This is a genomic window from Acinetobacter johnsonii, assembly GCF_048551975.1.
Lineage (GTDB): Bacteria > Pseudomonadota > Gammaproteobacteria > Pseudomonadales > Moraxellaceae > Acinetobacter > Acinetobacter johnsonii_A.
On the sequence record NZ_JBIMCF010000009.1, the window covers coordinates 20063 to 37364 of the forward strand.

15 protein-coding genes are annotated in these 17302 nt (G+C 41.0%); 5 read left to right on the plus strand and 10 right to left on the minus strand.

Annotation, left to right across the window (positions count from 1 at the left end; all coding sequences use genetic code 11):
• Position 1: 1 nt before the first annotated feature.
• The 6 genes from ACG9ZB_RS09030 to ACG9ZB_RS09055 all read right to left on the minus strand — a co-directional run bounded on the left by ACG9ZB_RS09030 (position 2) and on the right by ACG9ZB_RS09055 (position 7305).
• A complete protein-coding gene (locus ACG9ZB_RS09030) occupies positions 2-1321 on the minus strand; it encodes a hypothetical protein (protein WP_419325407.1) in 1320 nt (439 codons plus the stop codon).
• A 23-nt stretch (positions 1322-1344) separates the two neighbouring features.
• Positions 1345-3630, minus strand: coding sequence for a DUF6160 family protein (locus ACG9ZB_RS09035; protein WP_419325408.1), 2286 nt, complete (start codon positions 3628-3630; stop codon positions 1345-1347).
• Positions 3631-3656: 26 nt separating this feature from the next.
• Positions 3657-4340 (minus strand): DUF6160 family protein, encoded by a 684-nt coding sequence (locus ACG9ZB_RS09040; RefSeq protein WP_419325409.1) that lies wholly within the window; start codon positions 4338-4340, stop codon positions 3657-3659.
• Positions 4341-4349: 9 nt separating this feature from the next.
• On the minus strand, positions 4350-5792 hold the full coding sequence (locus ACG9ZB_RS09045; RefSeq protein WP_419325410.1) for a hypothetical protein: 1443 nt from the start codon (positions 5790-5792) through the stop codon (positions 4350-4352).
• A 236-nt stretch (positions 5793-6028) separates the two neighbouring features.
• The gene (dcd, locus tag ACG9ZB_RS09050) at positions 6029-6598 is read right to left on the minus strand and encodes a dCTP deaminase (RefSeq protein WP_004694514.1); all 570 of its coding nucleotides are present in this window, start codon (positions 6596-6598) and stop codon (positions 6029-6031) included.
• A gap of 113 nt (positions 6599-6711) precedes the next feature.
• Positions 6712-7305 carry a LysE family translocator gene (locus ACG9ZB_RS09055; protein ID WP_201704000.1) on the minus strand — a complete coding sequence of 198 codons (594 nt, stop codon included), beginning with the start codon at positions 7303-7305 and terminating at the stop codon, positions 6712-6714.
• A gap of 361 nt (positions 7306-7666) precedes the next feature.
• On the opposite strand from ACG9ZB_RS09055, the gene ACG9ZB_RS09060 reads away from it, so the two are divergent.
• From ACG9ZB_RS09060 to ACG9ZB_RS09070, 3 genes are read left to right on the plus strand one after another with little or no spacing between them, the layout of a single operon-like run.
• A complete protein-coding gene (locus ACG9ZB_RS09060) occupies positions 7667-8677 on the plus strand; it encodes a TAXI family TRAP transporter solute-binding subunit (protein ID WP_004694518.1) in 1011 nt (336 codons plus the stop codon).
• The gene (locus ACG9ZB_RS09065) at positions 8674-9147 is read left to right on the plus strand and encodes a DUF1850 domain-containing protein (protein ID WP_126035754.1); all 474 of its coding nucleotides are present in this window, start codon (positions 8674-8676) and stop codon (positions 9145-9147) included. The genes ACG9ZB_RS09060 and ACG9ZB_RS09065 overlap by 4 nt, the downstream gene beginning before the upstream one ends.
• Positions 9144-11138, plus strand: a complete 1995-nt coding sequence (locus ACG9ZB_RS09070; RefSeq protein ID WP_419325411.1) for a TRAP transporter permease — start codon at positions 9144-9146, stop codon at positions 11136-11138. Before ACG9ZB_RS09065 ends, ACG9ZB_RS09070 begins: the two co-directional genes overlap by 4 nt.
• A 66-nt stretch (positions 11139-11204) precedes the next feature.
• Here ACG9ZB_RS09070 and apbC read toward each other — a convergent pair whose 3' ends face one another.
• Entirely contained in the window at positions 11205-12482 is a 1278-nt protein-coding gene (gene apbC, locus ACG9ZB_RS09075) for an iron-sulfur cluster carrier protein ApbC (RefSeq protein WP_419325412.1), read from the minus strand.
• Between the two features lie 316 nt (positions 12483-12798).
• Between apbC and ACG9ZB_RS09080 the strand changes: the two genes are divergently transcribed.
• A complete protein-coding gene (locus tag ACG9ZB_RS09080) occupies positions 12799-13128 on the plus strand; it encodes a hypothetical protein (protein WP_419325413.1) in 330 nt (109 codons plus the stop codon).
• Positions 13129-13171: 43 nt separating this feature from the next.
• Here the strand turns inward: ACG9ZB_RS09080 and ACG9ZB_RS09085 are convergent, their stop codons facing one another.
• The 3 genes from ACG9ZB_RS09085 to ACG9ZB_RS09095 all read right to left on the minus strand — a co-directional run bounded on the left by ACG9ZB_RS09085 (position 13172) and on the right by ACG9ZB_RS09095 (position 14977).
• Positions 13172-13636 (minus strand): hypothetical protein, encoded by a 465-nt coding sequence (locus ACG9ZB_RS09085; RefSeq protein WP_419325414.1) that lies wholly within the window; start codon positions 13634-13636, stop codon positions 13172-13174.
• Positions 13637-13785: 149 nt separating this feature from the next.
• Entirely contained in the window at positions 13786-14586 is an 801-nt protein-coding gene (locus tag ACG9ZB_RS09090; protein WP_419325415.1) for a hypothetical protein, read from the minus strand.
• 85 nt (positions 14587-14671) lie between these two features.
• Entirely contained in the window at positions 14672-14977 is a 306-nt protein-coding gene (locus tag ACG9ZB_RS09095) for an HNH endonuclease (RefSeq protein ID WP_419325416.1), read from the minus strand.
• A gap of 220 nt (positions 14978-15197) precedes the next feature.
• Here ACG9ZB_RS09095 and metG point away from each other — a divergent pair, with 220 nt between their 5' ends.
• On the plus strand, positions 15198-17270 hold the full coding sequence (metG, locus tag ACG9ZB_RS09100) for a methionine--tRNA ligase (protein WP_419325417.1): 2073 nt from the start codon (positions 15198-15200) through the stop codon (positions 17268-17270).
• Positions 17271-17302: the final 32 nt, after the last annotated feature.

A 17302-nucleotide genomic window follows, 5' to 3' on the forward strand; every position in this document is an offset into this window, starting at 1 on the left:
TCTAGCAGAATTTTAAACCACCATAGCAATTGGAAATAACATTTTGGCTTGCTCCTAATGGAATATTATTTAGTGGTAAAGGCAATGCTGGCAATCTATCTAATTCCACTGGCCCAACATTACTTACAAGTTTGGATGTAAATAATGCACTTACAGCAGAGCCAAAATCTACATGAAGCGGATTAACATCAAACCAATCACTTAAATAAGTCGCTACATTGGGTAAAATTGGATTAATATCAACTGCGTAATTTTCACTGGCATTTAATGTTCCAAGCTGTACAGGATCATTAACCGCCAACCACCATCCCTGCTCAGCCACCGCATGCTCTTTAGGCCAAAAAAGCTTTGATTTTTGAAGTGATAGGCTTACAGGGTTGTTCAGAGGTAGAGAATGGATCAATCCCAAACTCTGATTGAGTGCAATATCAGTTTTTAAACCTGAGATTTGCATATTTACGCGCATATCAGAAATAGTAAAGTTATTTAAAGGAATAAATGCTACCCAAGTTGTCCCTTGTACCACTGCTTTCATATTTCCTGAATTTTCGGTCAAGGAGATAGTAGGAACATCCGCTAGAGCCTTAACATTCACTGATGTTAATCTTGATCCATTTAAAATAGCTTCTTTAGTGGTAAAATTCACAGGCATAGATGGAATTTTAATCGTACTATTACTCGTGACAAACGTTCTTGGACAATTAAAACAGCCGTCAATATTTACTTTTCCTGTTAAAGATTGTGTAAATGGTGTTTCTTGAGTTTTTGTGGAACCCGTTGCTGGTGCAATTTTCATATAGCCGCTTAATGTATTAATACCATTTGGAGTACCGTCATTCGTTCCCGCTGTAAGTAACCCCACAATTTTTTCTGCGCTGACTCGAAAGCCCATCACTTCTCTTGTCGCAGCACTCGTAGGATTCTTAATGGCAAACTCTATAAATGGATTGGTTAGCTTCGCTGATGTTTCAGGTCTCTCTTGACCTGCTTCGGGTATACCACTTAGACTCAGATTATCAATATCAATATCACAGCCAGCTCTTATCGAATTATTGCTCCCACCGCAACCTAGTTGCAACTTCTTAATATTGGCATTCAGTTCTATTTCCGCACTTAACCCCATTTTATAAAAACCAAGATTTGATTGTGTATAAGATTGTCCAAGCGAGTCCGTGCCATTTGATCCAGCGGTATATTCTAAATTCATCAAAGCTTGGCCTTCGACTTCTGACAACTCCTCGTCATTTAAAGCAGTCATCGCATAACTTTGACTAAACCCTAACGTCGCTGTGATTAAAATTGAAATTAAAGACTTATTCATTTTATTTATTCCTTGTCATTTTTTTAGCGCGGCGTAATCCCTAATGTGCTACGCATAGCCCCACCTGTAATGGCTATATCGGCAACCTTCTGCATGGTACCCGTTGGAGATAATGCGATCTCCGCTCTAAAGGCAGTCCCTTGCCCACCTGCTAATGCCTTATGGTTAAATTGCACTTGATTGTCTATAACAACCGAATCCTTTTGCATATGAATTTTTCCATTGAAACCTAAGTGACCTTGCATTTTATTCAAGTTCATACTGGATGTTTTTGTTGTGGTTCCATTGCTATCGGTATTACTGAGGCTAATAAAACTGCCTTTTTTACTTTCACTACTCAGGTCTGTACTACTCAACGTATTAAACTCAAAATTGGATTTAAATGACAGATAATTGCTTTGCGGTGTCCCACCTACAGCCTCAAGTCCTGGAATAATAAAGAGTTCACCTTTACCATCTAACATAAAAGCGATCGATGCGAGAACATCATCTTTTTTGGCAAAGTTATTAATCGGCACGACTTCTTTGGCACAACTATTTATCCCTGCTGGACAGTTATATAGTGCACCTGGAAGCTGCCCGATTGCGATTTCCGCATTGGCGGCAAACAATAAGCTATCGGCTTTGATATAGATTTCATTTTCATTAAAACCAATCACCCCATTGGCTTTAAAATATGAGTCAATATTACGTAAGCCTGTATAGTAGTTAACTTCTTCGCCATGCTTACTCATCGCACCATCAATGACGATAATAGACGTTGTTTTCGGATTGCCTTGACTATCTTCACCGTAACCATCGGTTGATACCGCGATGTCATAGCCCAACCCATCCTTCACCGTTCCAGCGGTATTGGTATATTTCTTGGCAAAAAATGCTGCATTGGCATTTAGGTTATAAATTGGAATACCTAAACCCCATGTTCCTTCGTTAGTATTGTTTACTGTAATAGAATTATCTGAAATAAAACGGGCTTTACGTGCAATCGCTTGAAAATCGAGCCCACGTACAGCAATAAAAGCCATATTTGAAGCATTACCCGTTGGCGATGGGTTATAAATCAGTTCATAGTTTTGCGCACCCAATATCGTCTTAATTTGGTCATTGACCACAAAACCCATTGAGTTGGTGCGAATGTTATTGATATAAATCTGGCCAAAATCAATATAAGCATTTTGACTGTTTATTGCTGAATTAGGGTCAGTAGAAGAACGTACATTGAGCGGTGATAAATTTGAAAACTCGATGGCGTAACTGCCTGTACCAGTGTGTCCTAATTCAAACGTTGTTGGTGTGTCAGCGCCGAGCAAACTATTTCCTGCACGGATAAAGTCAGCAGACACATTTAAATGTAAGCCACCTGCATTCTTAAAACCATAACCCGCAGAGGCAACCACCTCATTTTCTTGGGCATTACCGTTAACACGGTTGACCGTATTAAACTTAGCAACACCTGTCTGGTCAGCATTTAACGCGATCTTGCCATTGGTTAAAGCACCTGATGCCCCTATTCGAATTAAGTTCCGATGAGTCGAGTTTGCTGAGCCATAACGTAAATCAACGTTTAACCCCGGATTTGTGGCATTGCCTACACGGCTGTCATGTACATCTGTCTTATCTTCCACTCGACCTAAAACAACAATATTATCGCCAACACTACCCTTTGAGGTGAGAACCACACCTTCCGTTTCATCGATATAGAGGTATCCATCAGCAGATAAATTGAAGTTGAAATCTTTTAAGGTTAAATCTTGATTATTCTGCCCATAACTAATACTAGCATTGTGCAATTTAAAATCTAAATGCACCTTTGAGTCGCGGTTAAACAAACCATTCGTCGTTGCCAAGTACACTTCAAAAGGTGAAATAGTTGAAAGCTTAAAACTACCTAAATTTTGATCCGTTTCACCTGTTGCACAATTCGGTGAACACATCAGCATGATTTGGGCAGCTGTTGCGGTAAAAGGTGACACACTTGCAGAGAGCTGAATGCCGACACCTTGCGTACCATTGGCTAATTGTGTTGTTCCCACATCAAAATCGAGTTTGGTTTTAATATTGTTATAACCAGTTGCCGTTTTCACTTCAATATTATGCAAACCCAGTTTTATCGGTGTTTTTCCGACTTCCGCAGGATCGACCCAATTCAGTTGTTTAATGTCAACTTTTGAAGCTTCATGGGTAATTGAAATACCATCTTGACCCGTTACATCACTTAAAATCTGATCATTTAAAGCTTGTAATGCATAACTTTGATTCGCTGCACAAATACACAGTGTCAGAAGGTTTAGTTTTATTATTTTATGCATTTCAATATCCTTTTGAAACTATATGTCTAACAGCGGCTACCCGCAGTGCCCGAGCAGTTATAGCTAAAGATTTTTAGATTTCCATCTAGATGTAAGTTTCCATGGACATTTAAGCCCATAAAACCTTGTTCCTGACCTTTATCAAAACTTGGTACCGTTTTACTCGTACCATAACTGTTATATGTTGAGGTATTGAAATACCCATTTTCACCACTTTCCACTGAAAGGCTAGCAAAGCCCAAGTTACGAATTTTAAGGGGTTTATCATCGAAAAACTTTAACAGCATTGCAGTTTGTGGCTTGCCTTCTTTATTCAGAATTGTGGTACCTTCCAGCGAAAATTTATCAATTTGTATGGTGCCTTGGAACTGCTTAAACACCAGCCATTTTCGTTGCCCATTTTCCTTATGATTATTTGGGGAAATAGCGATACGACACAGTTCTAATAAAGCGCAATCTTGATTTGCGCGCATTTGATAATACGCTTCAGTGACAATAGCCCGCCCATTCGCATCTATACCATTGGTTCTGGAAATCGTATTTAGACTCATATCATTGGTATATTGGTGGTTGATCGATAGCGTTAAGCTCAAATCTGCGCCGCCCTGTCCAGTCACACCGACCAGTTCCTTATTATCCAAATCGACCAAACCCGCTTGAGACAACATGGATACAGACAGCAACATGGTTACACATAATTTTTTCATCATGTCAGTATCCTATAGCCCTGTGGTCTTAATTTTTAAGTGTTGGATCAATACACCATCGATAGCAACCGAACCGAGATTTACAGGAACTGCTGTTCCAGTCCCGCGGAATACCACACCAGTAGACTGTGTCGCCGTATTGGCTTTGAGCGTATTGGTGGTCGGATCTCTTGTCACGCTACCAATCGAAATACTGCTATGTGTTGCGTTATTTCCTTGGTATTGAATCGCAGTACTCCCTGCCCCAATTTGAACAAAATTCGAACCACAATAGGCCACATTACAGGTTGATCCTTTATAGTCAGCATTGTTTCCACCCTGTACATCGGGGTAGTAGGTATAAATCTGCTTATAAATTTCAGGCACGTTCGGAATACGCGTGACTTCAAGAATAATATTGCGTCCTTCCGAACCTACAACAAAAGGCTGATACATATTACCCAAGACCAAATTAATATTTGGGCTGTATAAATAAAGTCCTTCACTGGCATCAAAGATTGGAGCCAATGAACGATCTAATGCGGGTGTGACTGCCATACCATCGTTGGTCGCGGCTGTGCTCAGTCGAAGGACTTTGCCATTCAACTGCGCTTTATTTGCATCTGTATTTTCATAGATTAATGTAGATGGATCATCATTAGTATTGATCCGAAGTAAGGCTGCCATCCCAAAGGTTTTATTTTGCTGGTCTAAGGTAGATGCTTGAGTTTGAAACATACGAACCTGTGAGCCATTTAAACTCAATCCGTTGGCAACCGCCTGTAAACGTATTCTTTGGTTTAAACTTAAATCAGGATCCGCAGCCGCATTGGTTGTTGTCGGTGCGCCTGTAATAGTATCCACTTTATTTTGGGAATTCCAGCTACGCGAAAAAGCATCCCACCATAGACCTAATTTAATATTATTATCTGTGTCACTCGCTACAACCGTTGCTAAAGGCGCTTCCAGCCCTAGAAAACTTACATCTGAACTTGCATTCGACTGATGAAACTGTTTAATCCCCGTGGCTGTGCCAGCGCGAAATAACCAAGGATTAACATCGCTTCCCCATGTGAAGCCCTGATTACTGAAACGACTATTGGCATTATTATCAGACCGCGAAAGCGCTAAACCATAAATAAAGATGTCCGCTTTGGTTCGTTTCGCACTCAGATCATCAGCATCGGTATATTTGGAGTAGTTCTCACCCACAGGAATAATACGAATGAAACCCGTGTCGTATTGTTGTGGATTGGCCACGTCACGGTTGTAGCTAGAAGCAGTGGAGAGATCATTGGCCCCTTGGAATACCATCTTGAAGTTTTCAGGAAGTAAAGCAATGCCTTCACCTATAGTATCCGCTAGATATTCATCAGAAAGTGACTCAAGGGCAAATGTAGACTGCGCAAGCATGAGTCCAACAAGACTAGCTAAACAGGATTTTTTCAATCCTGCGGGATATATACGATTCGTCATCTCGACCATCCTTATTATTCGATGCTCCGCATCTTTATGTACTGCATCCTTTACTTGGCATTCTACTGTGCGCACTATAATTTTTATTTGCGTCAACCAAAGCACTCTATTTCATAATTGATTATGCTGAAACTCAGTACAAATGCAAAACCAACTGTCCGATAATATTTATTTTCCGATGAATGAATTGACATAAAAAAAGCGGATCAATGATCCGCTTTTTTTATGTCAAAAACTTAGGTCTTCGGTAAAGTCACACCTGTTTGACCTTGGTACTTACCACCACGGTCTTTATACGAAGTTTCACACACTTCGTCAGATTCGAAGAACAACATTTGTGCAACACCCTCACCTGCATAAATACGTGCAGGAAGATTGGTTGTGTTCGAGAACTCTAAAGTAACATGACCTTCCCACTCAGGCTCAAGTGGTGTGACGTTTACGATAATACCGCAACGTGCATAGGTCGATTTACCCAAACACACAGTCAACACATTACGTGGAATACGGAAATACTCAACGGTACGTGCTAAAGCAAATGAGTTCGGCGGAATAATACAAACATCAGCTTCAATGTCGATAAAACTTTTATCATCAAAGTTTTTTGGATCTACAATTGCCGAGTGAACATTGGTAAAAACTTTAAACTCACGCGCGCAACGAACATCATAACCATAGCTCGACACGCCATAAGAAATGAGTTTTTGACCATTTTCATCTAAACGAACTTGGTTTTCTGCATACGGTTCGATCATGCCGTGTTTTTCGCTCATTTCGCGAATCCAACGATCGGACTTAATAGCCATTTATTCTTTCCAAAAAGCTTAATTTCAATAATTGCGTTGTACTTTAACTGAAATCGCTTTCAATGAAAATAAGCGCGTTTAAGTTCGCAAAATTCCTGTCTTTAATTACTAAATTAAAAACTTAAAATCGCAGAATAGCTCAGCGGAATCGAAAAACTCATCAAAACCAGCGATGCTGTTTTTTGCAGGTTAGATTGGTTCAGCCAACGAATTTTATTGCTCGCTAAAATTGACCCGATAAAAGTCCAAAAGAAAGCAATTGGAACAATCAAAACCAAAAACAGTGACATATGTGAAAGATAATAATCTAGTTTTGTCCACGCAATGGTTGGAAAAATGGCAGAAGCAAATAACAATGCTTTAGGGTTCAATAATGTTGCAAAAAACAGTTCACGTGCCCGAATAGTCGGTTGATTAAAACTCACTTCAGCATCGGCTGTACGCCATAATTTGATGGCCAAATAAATGATATAGCTTGCGCTGAACAGTTTTAAAATAGTCGGCAATAAAGGCAAGTGTACGGACACTTTTCCAATAAGGAAGCCCCATGCCGTGATTGAAATGAGATAACCAAAAGCTTCTGCAGGAATAAGACGCAAAGATTTACGAATACCGACTTGAATGCCCGAAGAGGCAAGTAAGGTATTGGTCGGTCCTGGAGTTAAAAGAATGGTTATCACTAAACCAATAAAAAACCAAGTGACCATATTCACAGACCCACATATATATAGCTATAAGCGTAATGACTTGCCTTGCTGAAAGCAATCAAATTTAGTGAACCGTGATAACAGTTTTTTTAATTTTCATTCAATACTTAACATAAATACCGTATAAGAACCTTACCCAATCTAGCATTCATAAAAATGACGCCACATGCTTTATTCTTTTTTCAAATCAATGATTTTATAAATCAAATAGACATGCCTAATGAAAAAAGACTATTCAAATGATTTTTAATCAGTTACTTTTTAAAACATGCGTATTTTTATTCATCAATCTGATCACGCTAAGTCAAGGATAAAAGAGCCAAGTGAATGGCTTTGAAGATAATAAAACGAGGAAAAGTATATGAAAAAATGGACTCAACTCACGCTACTTTCAATTGCACTTGCAGGTCTAGGAGCATGCTCAAGTGACAATAAAACCGCAACTTCAGCCGATGCTCAAACCGAAGCCAGTGCACAAGCATCCGACAAACTCCAAAGTAAATTTGTCAATATAGCGACAGGTGGTGCATCTGGGCCGTATAACGTGATTGGCACCAGTTTGGCTGAAATTTATAATAAAACCTACGGTGTAAATTCAAAAACCCAAACCACAGGTGCATCGGTAGAAAATCTTAACTTACTCAAACAGAAAAAAGTCGAAATGGCTTTTGTCATGAGTGACAGCTTAACCGAAGCACTGAATGGCACTGGCAGTTTTGCCAGTGGGAAAATTGATAATGTCCAACAAGTGGCGGCACTCTATCCCAACTATGTACAAATTGTGGCATCAAAAAAATCAGGCATTAAAAAGCTTGAAGACTTAAAAGGTAAACGCATTGCCGTCGGTGCCCAAAACTCAGGGGTTGAAGTTAATGCGCGCACCCTCTTAAATGGTTTTGGTATTACTTACAATGACGTGAAGGTCGATTATCTAGGCTATGCAGAAGCCGCGGATGCTTTAAAGGGTGGAAAAATTGACGCTGCATTCTTAACCAGTGGTATCCCTAACTCATCCTTGATGGAACTGCAACAAGGTTTCGATTTACAACTGGTCGGGATCGATCCTGAGAAAGTGAAACAAATCGCCAAAAACCAAACCTATTTCCTATCTCTAAATATTCCAAAAGGCACTTATGGCAATGCAGAAGATATTCCAACTGCAGCTATTATGAATGCTTTAGTGGTACGTTCCGATCTTTCTGAAGATGATGTTTATAAACTGACCAAAACCTTCTTTGATAGTTTAGGACAGTTGGCCAACTCACATCAGGCAGCGACAGAAATTAATCTGGAAACGGCCCAAAAAGGCGTGGTTGCTCCACTACACCCTGGGGCTAAGCGTTATTACGACGAACTCGCAGCGAAAAAATGAAGCTAAAAAAAAGTGCAGTGTTTACTGCACTTTTTCTACTCGGCTTATGCGGGCTACTGTTCTTGCCTGTTCGCTATAGCGAAGTGACTGTTGCTCAAATGCAGTGCCGAATTTCAACAGCACAATTTAGTTTGCAATGGAAACATTCAGTTGAAAAAACTCGTTGGATTGAAAACTATCAACGGGAGCAACAGCACTTTATATTGCGCTACACCGACCTGATTTCTTTCGGTGCAGGCACACCGAATGACTATCCCATCATCTTTCAAAAAGACGGTATGGTCAGAATGAAAGTTAATCGGCGAATTGATCAAATCAACTGGATCATTTCCAAGAATATGCAAGGCAGTATCATTATTCACCAGAGCGTCTGGCCCATTTTTCAACAATATCCAGATTACACCTTGGTGCAAATTACAGCACAACAACAGCCCTTGTGGAAAGCATGGCAGATCGGAGAATGCCGATGACTCAAAATGAAGACAAAGTTACCCCTGAACAATTAGATGAGCAACAACAACAAGCCATTTTAGAAAAATTTGATCGTGAGTCAGTGACTCGTTCCCCAAGCAACAAATCTGTGGCATGGTTCATAGCGGCTATTGCTATTTTCTATTCCTTATTTCATTTATTTATTACCTTTAATCCACTACCCGAACTGATTCAACGTTCCGCCCATGTCGCTATTGGCTTGGTTTTGATCTTTCTACTTTATCCTGCGCGTCAGTCCAGTTCACGACAAAGCATCCCTTGGTTGGATTGGTTACTTGCCTTAGCCTCTTTAGCAACCTTTTTGTACCTTTGGAAAGAATATCAAGCCATTATGACTACGCGTGGGGGTATTCCAAACACTTTAGATATTGTTTTTGCCATTTTAGCCGTGGTGCTGGTGGTTGAAGGTGCTCGGCGGGTCATGGGATGGATGCTGCCTATTTTAGGTTTAGTCTTTCTGTCTTATCCGTTTTTTAGCCACTATGACTGGGTCCCTGATCGTTTATTGACACGTCCATATAGTATTAGTGATATTTTCGCGCAAATGTATTTAAAAACCGAAGGGCTTTATTCTTCCGCAATTGGCGCTTCAGTCACTTTCATTTTCCTATTTATTTTATTTGGTGCTTTTCTGGCAAAATCAGGCATGGGAAAACTATTTAATGATCTTGCGATGGCACTTGCGGGACATAAACAAGGTGGTCCTGCAAAAGTTGCCGTCATTTCCAGTGGATTTATGGGCAGCATTAATGGCACAGCGGTGGCCAATGTCGTAGGTACTGGTTCATTTACCATTCCCCTGATGAAAAAAATTGGCTACCACAAAAATTTTGCAGGTGCTGTTGAAGCCAGTGCCTCTGTAGGTGGACAAATTTTACCCCCAGTGATGGGAGCCAGTGCCTTCATTATGGCTGAAACCACGGGTGTCAGTTATGGCACCATTGCCCTTGCAGCCACTCTTCCGGCTTTGCTCTATTATTTAGGCGTGATGGCGCAGGTTCATTTCCGTGCTGGTAAAGACAATTTAAAAGGTGTCCCGAAAGCGGATTTACCACGGGTTAAAGATGTCCTAAAAGAGCGAGGGCACTTACTTATTCCAATCGTGGCTTTGGTGTTTTTCCTCTTTCAATCCATCCCTGTCAGTTATGCCGCGGTCTACACCATTGTCTTAACTGTGATTGTGGCGAGTTTCCGCAAATCGACCCGTATGGGATTCAAAGAAATATTAGAAGCGCTCGCCGATGGTGCAAAACAATCCCTTTCGGTCATGGCAGCCTGTGCTGTGGTGGGGATTATTATTGGTGTAGTGAGCCTGACCAGCTTTGGCTCTGTCATGACCTCCTCGATTATGAGCATCGGTGCAGGCAGCCTATTTCTAACGCTGTTCTTTACCATGATTGCATCGATGATTTTAGGCATGGGACTTCCTTCGATTCCAGCCTATATCATTACCGCGACCATGGCTGCACCCGCTTTGGCAAACTTTGATATTCCCACACTGGTGGCGCATATGTTTGTGTTCTACTTTGGTCTGTTTGCCAATATTACTCCCCCTGTCGCCTTAGCCGCCTTTGCAGGTGCGGGAATCGCAGGGGGTGATCCAATGCGCACAGGTTTCCAAGCCTTGAAACTTTCTTTGGCAGGTTTCATTGTCCCGTTCCTGTTCGTCTATAACCCTGCCATGCTGATGATTGATACAGCGAATGTCGCAGTCAATGCACGTGAGTTTGCTTTTCCTGCATGGACAACTATTGTGAGTATTGTCTTTACCTCAGTAGTTGGTATTTTGGCGCTGGGTGCAGCAGTTGAAGGTTACTTTAAAGTTGGTTTGAACTGGTTCTGGCGAATTTTCTTAGGTGCAGGTGCTTTATGTATGATTATCCCTGAAACTGTGACTGATATTATCGGAATTGTGATGGTGGTGATCGCCATTAGCATTAATATTATGCAAGCCAAAAAACAAAATTAGTCCTATTCACTCTCCTAAAAACCCAAAAAAGCCCAAATTAATGTGTTGGGCTTTTTTATGGCTGATTTAGAAAATACGGGTCTGGTCTTTTTCAGCTTGAGGTAGGGCTGCTGCAATTTTTTCAGCAATTTGCATATAACTGTCTGCTGCGCTGTCTTCAACTAAAACAGAAGGCTTGCCCGCATCAGCATTTTCACGGATTTGTACATTCAAAGGTAAACGTCCCAAAAGCGGAATAGCATATTGCTCCGAGAGTTGATCACCACCGCCTGTACCAAAAATTTGCTCTTCAAATCCACAATTTGAGCAAATATGGGTCGACATATTTTCCACAACACCCATAACTGGAATATGTACGCGGTTAAATAACTCAATGCCTTTGGTCGCATCCATAAGTGCCACGTTTTGCGGTGTGGTTACAATCACTGCACCTGTCACAGGAATACGCTGCGCAAGCGTCAACTGAATATCACCTGTACCCGGTGGCATATCAATCATCAAGACATCTAAGTCAGGCCATAAGGTTTGATTGAACAGTTGCATCAACGCCCCTGTCGCTTTCGGCCCACGCCAAGCCACAGGAGTATTATGATCACCCGTTAAGTGTCCAATCGATAACACTGCCAAACCGTAGGCATCTAAGGGTACAAAATTTTCCGCTTCAATCATCGGCGTTTTGCCCGCATTGCCCAACATGGTCGGAATACTTGGACCATAAATATCCGCATCTAAGACCCCAACTTTTAAGCCGAGTTTTTGCAAAGCAAGTGCAAGGTTTACCGTGGTTGTGGATTTGCCCACGCCCCCCTTGCCCGAGGACACCAAAATCACATTTTGAATACGCGGATGCTTCGGCACATCACGTTGTTGTGGCGCTGCTTTTTGAATGGGTGGATTGTTTGGATCAGTTTCAACGGGTTGTGCAGCAACTTGAGGTGCTGAGCCTGAAGCATCAATCACTGGGGGTAAATTGCTTTTCGGCGCAGCCTCTTTTGCTTGGCTTGAACAGCTCTCACCTTCAGCGTGTTGATGTCCGCAGCTACCAGATTTTTCTTTATGTCCAGTTTTTTGTTGAATCACATGCATGTTTAATTCTTTGATACCGCATGCTTCAAGCGCAACCGCCAAATCATCATGAATCTGTTGTAAATCATCGGCTTCGGCAGGAAAAGTATTGATGGTAATTTGCAGAATATTGCCCTGCACATTCACTTGAGTAATGCGGTCTTTCAACGCATGGTTTGAATTGGGCAAGATATAGTTTTGCAGTACTGTTTGGATTTCTTCTTCCTTTACCTCCTGCGCAGGAGAAAAAACTGATTTAAGAGAAGAAAGCCACGACATATATGTACTCCAAATTCGAGTATTCAGCTGAATGCTATAGTTTAACCACAAAACGAACTTAGGTTAAGTTCAGTATTTAGGGATTATGCCATGAAATTTAGTATTCCTAGCTTTTTAGTTGGTTTTATACGCTGAATATCAAAGAGCGAAGCTTAGTCGCTTAAGCTAACTGAAAAAATAAAATCGGTGAATTGGATCAAATTTGAACGTAAAGAATTGTAAGTACAATCCAATCTCCCCATTTAAGGTGATGTTATTGCATAGCAAAATATCTATATTCTATTGTTCTATCTTGACGCGATTTGGGGAGAAAAAAATGAAACTTTGGGCCGTGGTTGTTTTGGTTTGCACCATATCTAGCTTTAGTTTTGCAGATACATCAACCAATTCATTTAAAACCCCTGCGGGTCAAACGGTGACTATCGGTGATCAAGTTCAAGACATGCAGAAAAAAATCGATTTATCGCCGACTTCTATGTCCTCTACACCAATCAGCAGTGCACCGAATAGCCCACTTGAGACGGTATATGTATATGAAATTGCAAACTATCGTTACACCATTCGCACCGTGAACAACCAAATTCAGAGCATCATGTGGTTTAACTTGGACGCAGGCCCTGCACTCAGTACACAGTCTACGCCATAGCAGTAGCGAACATTTAAGGCCGACATTCGCCATCTCGGACGGATTAAGCTTGGTCGTCTTTTTTAAACTTTTGCAGTGTTTCTGTGGCTTTCTTTTTCAACTCGTCAAACTTTTCAGTGGCTTGCACCTTAAATTCTTCCAGTTTAATTTCAGCCTCATGCTTTAACTCTGTGGCTTTAAGTTTTGCCTCATCCAGTTTATGCCCTGCTTCAATTTTAAAATGATCCAATTTTTCCTGCGCAACTTGTTTAGCATGCTCGGCTTTGGCTTGTGCAGACTGCAACTTTTGCTCAAAAGCTGCATCACCTTCGGCTTTACTTTCTGCTGCGTTCTGCTTTAAGTCAGTCAGCTGCTTTTCAGCATCTAGCTTGGCTTCAGCGGCCTGATGTTTGACATCTTCCAGTACTTTCTCACCTTCCAGTTTTGCTGCTTGAGCTTTCAACTTCAAGTCTTCACCCAACTCATTCGCTTTAGTTTTTAAATCATCGAGTTTATTGTCATTCGTCATGTCACAGCCCTCTTTCGTATTTAAAAATTTTCTTAACTCAGAGTTATACCTTGCTTTTTAAGTGCTGACCTCATTTGCATCATTTGGAAACAATAGCTGTACAGGATGCAGCAATTTAAACTCCATCTTGTACCACTCAACAGAAGAGACTAACGCTTTAACGTACTGATAAAGCTCATAACTGCAAACAGCCAAATAAACAAAATGAAACTGCGTGCTTGCGTGAAATGGGTCACATCCGCACCGTGTACCATATTATGACGGCTAGCGGTGACACTCGAACTCGTATCCATTTTCAATGCTTCAAGGCTCAGAAAATACGGATTGATTTCACTGGCAATTTTAACTTTATGCCATAGGCTTTTGACTTCATGGCCTTTCAAACCCGGTACAATTTTATAGACATCGACGAACTTGGTTTGATTTTGCTGTAAATAACCATGCTCAATCAGCGCATCTGTCAAAATCCCTTCTATTTGACCATAAAGAACCGTAATGCACCCTGCATAACACTGCTGTTGATACAGTTTTAAAGTTTCTTCAATCACGCTGCGGCGCTGAGCCTGGAATGCCCCTAAATCCATCGTGTCGTAAGCGTCAAGCAAAGTCGTTTGGAAATAGTCCGTTTGAATTAAATCGGGCAATTGAAACTCAGATATATCGGCTTCTTTTTCATTGGCCATTTGCCAGAAAAACAACAGATTAAGCACGTCATTGGCGATTGGTTCATCACTTTCATACTCAAGCTGATCGGCCATGACTGCAAAGTACGGATCTTCAGACTCGAGCTGACGGAGCGACTCGACCAATTGTGCATGTGGTCGACTGCCCATTGAAGAAAGATATTGTTCAGCATGTTGTAAAAGTCGATTGCCCAATAGTTTGGTCTCTTGTGGATTTTGTGGAATTCGGGTCACGGGTTGGTCGAAATCTAAATCATCATCGATCATGGACGGTATACTCTAAATAGGCTGAATGTACTGAATAACACTATTATATAGCAGTGCTTAAAATTGAAGGCAGATTACTTCATCATTAGCTTTTAAGGTTTAGTGCTATTTTAATAACATCAGCAATAGTTGCGGAATTAATACCTCTCTTTCGAGCATGTTCAGAATAAAACCAACTGATTAATTCTTTATTGCCTTTTGAAGCATTACAACCAACACAACATAAGGCAATATTCTCTAATGTTTTAATATTGATATCATTAATGATGTGCTCCCATGATTTCTTTTTAGCTCTTTCAGTGCCAAATTCACAGCCACAATAAACACAACACTGATCACGTTCTAAAACCAGTTCTTCAATATTTTTGGGTATTCCCCATGAGTTAGACAAAATGATGTACACCTTCTTTTTTAAGATATTAAAAGCGATATTTTCGATCTTTGCACTATGGGCTCATGAATATTTGGCAATAGATCCATCTTCGGGCCGATCAATTCATATGGGCTTTAGTCTCATTTGAAAACTTTTAACCGATTCACTTGTGCAAGTCGCGGCTATCTAAGGTAAAATCGTTGACCTTATATAAAATACGAATGAGAGAGTCATATCCGTGCGTAATATTTTAGTCACTAACGCCCTACCATACGCCAATGGTCCCATCCATATGGGACACTTACTCGGTTATATCCAAGCAGATATTTGGGTTCGTGCCATGCGTGCAATGGGACACGATGTGACTTATGTATGTGCGGATGATGCTCACGGTACAGCGATCATGCTACGTGCCGAAGCCAATGGCATTTCACCTGAAGATCAAATTGCCAATGTGCAAAAAGAACACATCCGTGATTTTGATGGTTTCGGTGTGCATTTCGATCATTATGATTCAACGCATAGTGATGAAAACCGCTCTCGTGCCTCTGAAATTTATGTGAAAAACCGTGAAGCAGGTAATATTGCCATCCGTCCTGTCAACCAGCTTTTTGACCCTGAAAAAGGCATGTTCCTGTCTGACCGTTTCATTAAAGGCACATGCCCGAAATGCAAGTCGGAAGATCAATATGGTGATGCGTGTGAAGTCTGCGGTACCACTTACAATGCAACCGAACTTTTAAACCCGAAATCGACTTTAAGTGGTGCGACGCCTGTAGAGAAATCTTCAGATCATTACTTCTTTAAACTGCCGAATTTCTCAGAATATTTACAAAAATGGACGCGTGACCAAGGTCGCCTACCTGTCTCAATTGCCAACAAACTGGATGAATGGTTTGAAGCGGGTCTATCCGACTGGGATATTTCCCGTGATGCTCCTTATTTCGGTTTTGAAATTCCAGATGCACCAAATAAATATTTCTATGTTTGGGTCGATGCACCGATTGGTTATATGTCGAGTTTTGAAAACTACATTAAAGCTAAACGTCCTGATTTAAGTTTTGACGACTTTTGGAAGAAAGACTCTGACAAAGAAGTCTATCACTTCATTGGTAAAGACATTGTTTATTTCCATGCACTATTTTGGCCTGCCATGCTTGAAGGTGCGAACTACCGTACGCCATCAGGTTTATTCGTGAATGGTTTCTTGACGGTAAACGGTCAGAAGATGTCGAAGTCTCGCGGTACATTCATCAAAGCTGAAACCTATTTAGAGCACTTAAACCCTGAATATTTACGTTACTACTTCGCGTCTAAACTATCTGATAAAGTTGAAGATTCTGATTTGAACTTGGATGATTTCGTTCAGAAAGTAAACTCTGACTTAGTTGGTAAAGTGGTCAACATTGCCAGCCGTTGTGCAAAATTCATCAACACCAAGTTTGAAAATAAATTATCAGCAACTTGTGCAGAGCCTGAATTGGTACAAAGCTTTATTGATGCGGGTGACTCAATTGCTAAAGCCTATGAAGCACGTGAGTTCTCTGCCGCGATTCGTGAAATTATGGCGCTTGCAGATAAAGCCAACCAATATATCGATGAGAAAAAACCTTGGGCTTTAGCCAAAGTTGAAGGCGAAGAACAACAAGTACATGATGTATGTTCGGTGGGGATTAACCTGTTCCGTCAATTGGCTGTGTACCTTGCACCTGTACTTCCAACTTTAGCGGCTCAAGTGCAAGAGTTCTTAAAACTAGACCGCTTCGACTTTGCTTCTGCTCAAACAGCATTGGTTGATCATGAAATTGCACTGTTCCAACCTTTAATGCAACGTGTAGACCCGAAAGCAGTTGCGGCAATGGTCGATGCATCTAAAGACTCTTTAGCTGCTGCAGCTGAACCTGTAAAAGTGGAAAAGAAAAAAGAAAAGAAAGCTGCACCTGCCAAAGTTGAGCCTAAAATAGGTGAAGCTGTTTCTGAAAACAATGTAATTGGTATTGAAGACTTTATGAAAGTTGACCTACGTGTCGCTGAAGTTTTAGAAGCTGCAACGGTAGAAGGCTCTGACAAACTTCTACAACTGACTTTAAATGTTGGCGAAGCTGAACCGCGCAATGTATTCAGTGGTATTCGTGAGTTTTACCAACCAGAAGACCTTAAAGGCAAATTGGTAGTAATGGTGGCTAACCTTGCACCGCGTAAGATGCGTTTTGGTATTTCAAACGGTATGGTACTTGCAGCGGGTAATGGCGAAGGTGTTTGGGTAATCTCACCTGAATCAGGCGCTAAAGCTGGTGATAAAGTTTCTTAAGATTTTGAATCTAAGATGAGAAAAGCCTCTAC

Bases quoted from the DNA above. Each gene is read 5' to 3' on its own strand.
- ACG9ZB_RS09070 (WP_419325411.1), top strand. From the start codon at position 9,144: ATGACTCAAAATGAAGACAAAGTTACCCCTGAACAATTAGATGAGCAA.
- ACG9ZB_RS09060 (WP_004694518.1), top strand. From the start codon at position 7,667: ATGAAAAAATGGACTCAACTCACGCTACTTTCAATTGCACTTGCAGGT.
- ACG9ZB_RS09065 (WP_126035754.1), top strand. From the start codon at position 8,674: ATGAAGCTAAAAAAAAGTGCAGTGTTTACTGCACTTTTTCTACTCGGC.
- ACG9ZB_RS09055 (WP_201704000.1), bottom strand. From the start codon at position 7,305: ATGGTCACTTGGTTTTTTATTGGTTTAGTGATAACCATTCTTTTAACT.
- dcd (WP_004694514.1), bottom strand. From the start codon at position 6,598: ATGGCTATTAAGTCCGATCGTTGGATTCGCGAAATGAGCGAAAAACAC.
- ACG9ZB_RS09080 (WP_419325413.1), top strand. From the start codon at position 12,799: ATGAAACTTTGGGCCGTGGTTGTTTTGGTTTGCACCATATCTAGCTTT.
- ACG9ZB_RS09090 (WP_419325415.1), bottom strand. From the start codon at position 14,586: ATGATCGATGATGATTTAGATTTCGACCAACCCGTGACCCGAATTCCA.
- ACG9ZB_RS09040 (WP_419325409.1), bottom strand. From the start codon at position 4,340: ATGATGAAAAAATTATGTGTAACCATGTTGCTGTCTGTATCCATGTTG.
- ACG9ZB_RS09045 (WP_419325410.1), bottom strand. From the start codon at position 5,792: ATGACGAATCGTATATATCCCGCAGGATTGAAAAAATCCTGTTTAGCT.
- ACG9ZB_RS09035 (WP_419325408.1), bottom strand. From the start codon at position 3,630: ATGCATAAAATAATAAAACTAAACCTTCTGACACTGTGTATTTGTGCA.
- ACG9ZB_RS09030 (WP_419325407.1), bottom strand. From the start codon at position 1,321: ATGAATAAGTCTTTAATTTCAATTTTAATCACAGCGACGTTAGGGTTT.
- apbC (WP_419325412.1), bottom strand. From the start codon at position 12,482: ATGTCGTGGCTTTCTTCTCTTAAATCAGTTTTTTCTCCTGCGCAGGAG.
- ACG9ZB_RS09085 (WP_419325414.1), bottom strand. From the start codon at position 13,636: ATGACGAATGACAATAAACTCGATGATTTAAAAACTAAAGCGAATGAG.